The sequence below is a fragment of the Lacrimispora sp. genome (genome assembly GCF_032078915.1).
Lineage (GTDB): Bacteria > Bacillota > Clostridia > Lachnospirales > Lachnospiraceae > Lacrimispora.
On the sequence record NZ_DAMAUN010000173.1, the window covers coordinates 1 to 5,407 of the forward strand.

At 45.5% G+C, this 5,407-nt stretch carries 5 protein-coding genes; 3 read left to right on the forward strand and 2 right to left on the reverse strand.

What is annotated here, in order from left to right; genetic code table 11:
- Positions 1-378: YihY/virulence factor BrkB family protein (locus RT269_RS29695; RefSeq protein ID WP_313188110.1), on the reverse strand; the 378-nt coding region annotated here is incomplete at its 3' end.
- A gap of 181 nt (positions 379-559) precedes the next feature.
- Here RT269_RS29695 and RT269_RS29700 point away from each other — a divergent pair.
- Entirely contained in the window at positions 560-1,450 is an 891-nt protein-coding gene (locus RT269_RS29700; RefSeq protein ID WP_313188112.1) for an SPL family radical SAM protein, read from the forward strand.
- On the opposite strand, the gene RT269_RS29705 is transcribed toward RT269_RS29700, so the two are convergent.
- Positions 1,447-2,334, reverse strand: coding sequence for a LysR family transcriptional regulator (locus RT269_RS29705; RefSeq protein WP_313188113.1), 888 nt, complete (start codon positions 2,332-2,334; stop codon positions 1,447-1,449). The genes RT269_RS29700 and RT269_RS29705 overlap by 4 nt on opposite strands.
- A 114-nt stretch (positions 2,335-2,448) precedes the next feature.
- On the opposite strand from RT269_RS29705, the gene RT269_RS29710 reads away from it, so the two are divergent.
- Both RT269_RS29710 and RT269_RS29715 read left to right on the forward strand, forming a co-directional pair.
- Entirely contained in the window at positions 2,449-4,179 is a 1,731-nt protein-coding gene (locus tag RT269_RS29710; RefSeq protein ID WP_313188114.1) for an ABC transporter ATP-binding protein, read from the forward strand.
- A gap of 1 nt (position 4,180) precedes the next feature.
- Positions 4,181-5,407 (forward strand): ABC transporter ATP-binding protein (locus tag RT269_RS29715; protein WP_313188116.1); only part of this gene is annotated, 1,227 nt, incomplete at its 3' end.

Below are 5,407 nucleotides of genomic sequence, written 5' to 3' on the forward strand. Positions count from 1 at the left end.
GATATAGTTTCTCTTTTTCTCCTGGCCAAATACCCGGTTTAAGTCCCGCTCAATGCTGAGCATCCCCTTGGAAGCGGACCATATGGCAGCCACTGCGGTCGCGGAAAGGACAGCTACCGGAGAATTCGTATAAAGGTCATCGATAACAGATACGATTAAGCTGTTCATTTCCAGTGTACTTGGGATGATCGTAATCATAAGCTGGAGTAAATTGGCTTTCGTAATGGAGGGGATGAGTTGTATCAATGCCAGTAAAAGCATCATAAAGGGAAATGCTGCTATAATGGTGAAGAAGGAGGCCTGGGCTGCATATACAGTCATTTCATCCCTGCTGTATTTGTCATAGATTTGCTTACAGCGCAATAAGAATCGAATCATAATATCTCCTTTTCCTGCCATAATTTCTTCGCTGGTATTAGCATATTATCATGGAACAAAAAAAATATCAAGGCATTCTGCAGTCAGGTAAAAATACGTACATGATTGACAGATCCTGCCATAAATCATAAAATAAAACCAACGGGTATCAGGCCGGCAGTGAGGAAAGGAACGAAAACGAATGGAGAGTATTCCTGCAAAGACCATAGTGACCAGAACAAAAGGCTCCCAGTGGTTTGGTATTGACTATAATATGAATATCTACAAAGGATGCTGCCATGGCTGCATTTATTGTGACAGCCGTTCAGACTGTTACCGGATTGATAATTTTGATTCGGTGCGGGTCAAGGAAGATGCCCTTCGGATCATCCGGGATGATTTAAGGCGTAAGGTGAAAACTGGTATTGTTGGGACCGGAGCCATGAGCGATCCCTACAATCCTTTTGAACAAGAGCTTGAATTAACACGGCATGCCCTTGAACTTATTGACGCATACGGCTTTGGGGCGGCAGTGGCAACGAAAAGTGCCCTTCTTAAGCGGGACATCGATATTCTAAAAGGAATCATGGAGCATTCCCCTGTCCTGTGTAAGGTGACGGTTACCACGACAGATGATGATCTGGCGAAAAAAATCGAACCACATGCCTCCAGCCCCTCGGAGCGTCTGGCTTTGGTTGAGGCATTAAGGAAGAACGGAATATTTACGGGAATATTATTGATGCCGGTTCTTCCGTTTCTGGAGGATAACGAGGAAAATATCCTTTCGATTGTAAAAGCCGCCCATGAAGCCGGCGCCAGCTTCATTTATCCGGCTTTTGGTGTGACTTTGCGCAATAATCAAAGAGAATGGTATTTTGACCGCTTAAACGAGCTGTTCCCCCAACAGGATCTGGTGTCGGAATATATCAGGCGGTATGGTAACAGTTATGAATGTACAAGCCCGGGAGCCAGAAAGCTATGGCAGGTATTTTCCCGGGAGTGCGAGCGGTATGGGATACTATACCGGATGAAAGACATCATTCATGGGTATAAAAAGAATTATGAAGTGACCCAGTTAAGCCTTTTTGATTAGGAAAGGGACATCAATTCTCCGAAATAGGAAACAAATTCTTTGGCTATGTTTGAAACATAGCCATTTTTCTTATACACGGCCGCCATTCTTGTAACAGTATCCTCAGAGTCGATCTCCCTGAACACGAGGTCAGTGTGTTCCCCTATTTTACTGATGGATTCAGGCACCAGAGCGATTCCCAGCCCGATGCCTGCCCATTGGAGACAGGTTCTGGCATCATCATTGCGGCAAAAAACATTGGGTATGATACCGCTGTTTTGGAAGGCAAGGGAGATGATGGAATCAAACCGGCGGTAATAGATCAAGGGCTTGCCTGAAAGGTCTGTCAGCCTGATTTTATTCTTAGGGACGCCTGAAAAAAAGGACGGATTTCCAACTGCTATTAATGGTTCCTCTTTTCCGTACACACATTCAAAGCCTTCTGCATTAAAAGGAGTCCTGATAATCGCGCATTCCACAATCCCGTTTTTCATCTTTTCCAGAAGCTCGTAGGTATTTCCTTCTGTGACCTCAAACCGTACCTTTGGATGGGTGCAGCAGTATATCTTTAAAAAGTCGTGGAGCAGATTGCCGGAAGAAGAGATGGTTCCCAGCTTTAAAATTCCTTTGGAAGCAGTTGGAAAATGATCGAGTTCTTCCACAATTGAGTCCATCATGGACAGGATGTCTTTGGCCCGGGAATAGAGAAAAGCACCTGCCTCCGTCAGTTCTGTTTTCCTGGAGCCGCGTTCAAAAAGTTTTACTCCAAGCTCTTCTTCCAGCAAAAGGATCTGTTTACTTAGCGGCGGCTGGGATAACCCCAGCTTTTTCGCTGCGGCTGTAAAGCCTCCGGTTTCTGCTATTGTGGTAAAATAATAAAGCTGCTTTGAATTAATTGGATTCATTGGGATATCCTCTATTTCATAATTATGTATTGTATTATTATACCAAAATGGTATAATGTTACAAGGTATTATTCCAAAAATGTATTTAATTTTTAAAAGCGGAGGAATATTAGGATGAAAAAGCTCCTGAAATATTTAAAGGAATATAAGGTAGAAAGCATTATGGGGCCGTTATTTAAGCTTCTGGAAGCCTGCTTTGAATTATTGGTGCCTCTTGTAGTGGCAAAGGTGATTGACGTTGGGATCAAATCTCAGAATATGTCTTATATACTTAAAATGGGCGGACTATTGGTGCTGCTTGGCGTCATAGGCCTTGTCTGTTCTATTACGGCCCAGTATTTTGCGGCAAAGGCAGCGGCCGGCTTCGGAACTTCTCTCCGAAATGATTTGTTTGCCCATATCAACAAACTCTCGTACCAGGAAATAGATTCCCTTGGAACTGCGACCCTGATTACCCGTATTACCAGCGATGCCAATCAGGTACAGTCCGGAGTGAACTTATTCCTTCGTCTGTTCCTTCGTTCTCCGTTTGTAGTATGCGGTGCCATGATCATGGCATTTACCATCAATGCCAGGGCAGCTCTTGTTTTTGCAGTACTTATCCCGGTTCTTTCCATTGTTGTATTCGGCATTATGCTGATCAGCATCCCATTGTATAAGAAGGTGCAGAAGCAATTGGACCAGGTGCTTTTGGCTGTCAGGGAGAATCTTGAAGGAGTCCGTGTCATCCGTGCGTTTGACCGGAAAAATGATGAAATACGCCGGTTTGATGAGGAAAATGGCCTTTTAGTACGCTTCCAGGTTTTCGTAGGAAAGATTTCAGCCTTAATGAATCCCCTTACCTATGTGCTGATCAACTTAGGCGTCATCGTTCTTATAAACACCGGTGCCGGACAGGTGCAGAACGGCATCATCACTCAGGGAGCAGTGATTGCTTTAGTAAATTACATGTCCCAGATTTTAGTAGAGCTTGTAAAGCTGGCAAATCTGATCATCACGATTTCAAAGTCCTTAGCCTGTGCAGGCCGGATCAGCTCTGTGTTTGAACAGGAACCGGCCATTACAGAGGTTTCTCATAAAGATGTGGAAGAGAAACAGGATGCTCCCAAAGTAGAATTTGACCATATGACCTTTGCCTATGCAGGGTCCAAGGATGCGGCATTAAGCGGTTTATCCTTTCAGGTCATGAAGGGGGAGACCATTGGAATCATCGGAGGAACAGGTTCCGGTAAGACCACCCTGGTAAATCTGATTCCCCGGTTTTATGAGGTCACAGAAGGATCCGTAAAGGTGGGAGGAGTTGACGTAAGGCAATATCCTTTGGGCCAGCTGAGGGAGCTGGTGGGAATTGTCCCCCAAAAGGCGGTGCTTTTTAAAGGAACCCTTCGGGAAAATATGAAGTGGGGGAAAAAGGAAGCAACGGATCAGGAGATTTATGAGGCTCTTTCCACTGCACAGGCGAAGGATTTTGTAGAGGAAAAAGGAGAAGGACTGGAGCTTCTGGTCCAGGCGGGAGGAAAAAACCTTTCCGGCGGGCAGCGGCAGAGGCTTGCCATTGCCAGGGCATTGGTAAAGGATCCTCAGATTCTCATCATGGATGACAGCGCTTCTGCACTGGATTTTGCTACTGATGCCAGGCTTAGGAAGGCAATTAAAGAACGTACCGGGAATATGACTGTATTCCTGGTATCCCAGAGAGCTTCCAGTATTAAAAACGCGGACAGGATCCTGGTCTTAGATGACGGGCAGATGGCAGGCTGGGGAACTCATGAGGAGCTGTTAACTTCCTGTGAGGTTTACCGGGAAATATGCTTATCCCAGCTGTCTAAAGAGGAGGTGCAATAACATGGAAGTAAAAAAATACAAATCCACTGTCAAGCGGATCTTTCGCTGCATTGGCCGTTATAAATGGGGAGTTGCTGCTTCCCTGGCCTGTGCCTTTGTCACAGTTTTGCTGACTTTATACGTTCCCATCCTCACAGGCCGGGCCATTGACTGCATTGTGGGAGCAGGAGCTGTTGATTTTGCCGGCATGTGGACGATTTTAAAACAAATCGGAGTCATCATTGCAATAACAGCGGCAGCCCAGTGGCTTATGAGTCATATCAACAATCTGGTTACCTACCGGGTGGTAAAGGATATCAGAACCCAGGCATTTAATAAGCTGGAGATTCTTCCATTAAAATATATTGACTCCCATTCTCACGGAGATATCATAAACAGGGTTATCACGGACATCGACCAGTTTTCCGATGGACTGTTAATGGGCTTTACACAGCTGTTCACCGGAGTCCTCACCATTTTTGGAACATTGGTTTTCATGTTTTCCTTGAATCCGGGCATAACGGTTGTGGTGATGCTGGTAACTCCGGTTTCCCTGTTTGCCGCCAGCTTTATTGCAAGAAAGACCTTCCGCATGTTCAAGATGCAGTCACAGACCAGAGGGGAGCTGACTTCTCTTGTGGAAGAGATGCTGGGAAATCAGAAGGTGGTGCAGGCTTTTGCCCATGAAGCCGATGCACAGGAGAAATTTGAAGATATTAATGAAGATTTGCGTATCTGGAGCTTAAAAGCCACATTTTTTTCTTCCATTACCAATCCAGCGACCCGCTTTGTGAACAGCCTTGTTTATGCCAGCGTTGGAATCGCCGGAGCCTTTGCGGCTGTAAAAGGACTTTTATCCGTAGGACAGCTTTCCAGTTTTTTAAGCTATGCCAATCAATATACAAAGCCATTTAATGAAATATCGGGAGTGGTGACTGAGCTTCAAAATGCCCTGGCCTCTGCTGCACGAGTGTTTGAACTGATTGACGAGGAGCCTGAAGTCCCGGAGGAGCCTGACGCTGCAGTGCTTCGCAATGCAAAGGGAGAGATATCTCTGGAACATGTGTATTTTTCCTATAATCCGGAGGTCGCCTTGATTGAGGATATGAATCTAAACGTACGTAAAGGCCAGAGAGTAGCCATCGTAGGCCCTACGGGCTGCGGAAAAAGTACGGTGATCAATCTTCTCATGCGTTTTTATGATGTGGATTCCGGTTCCATCCGGGTAGATGGGACAGATATACGCCAT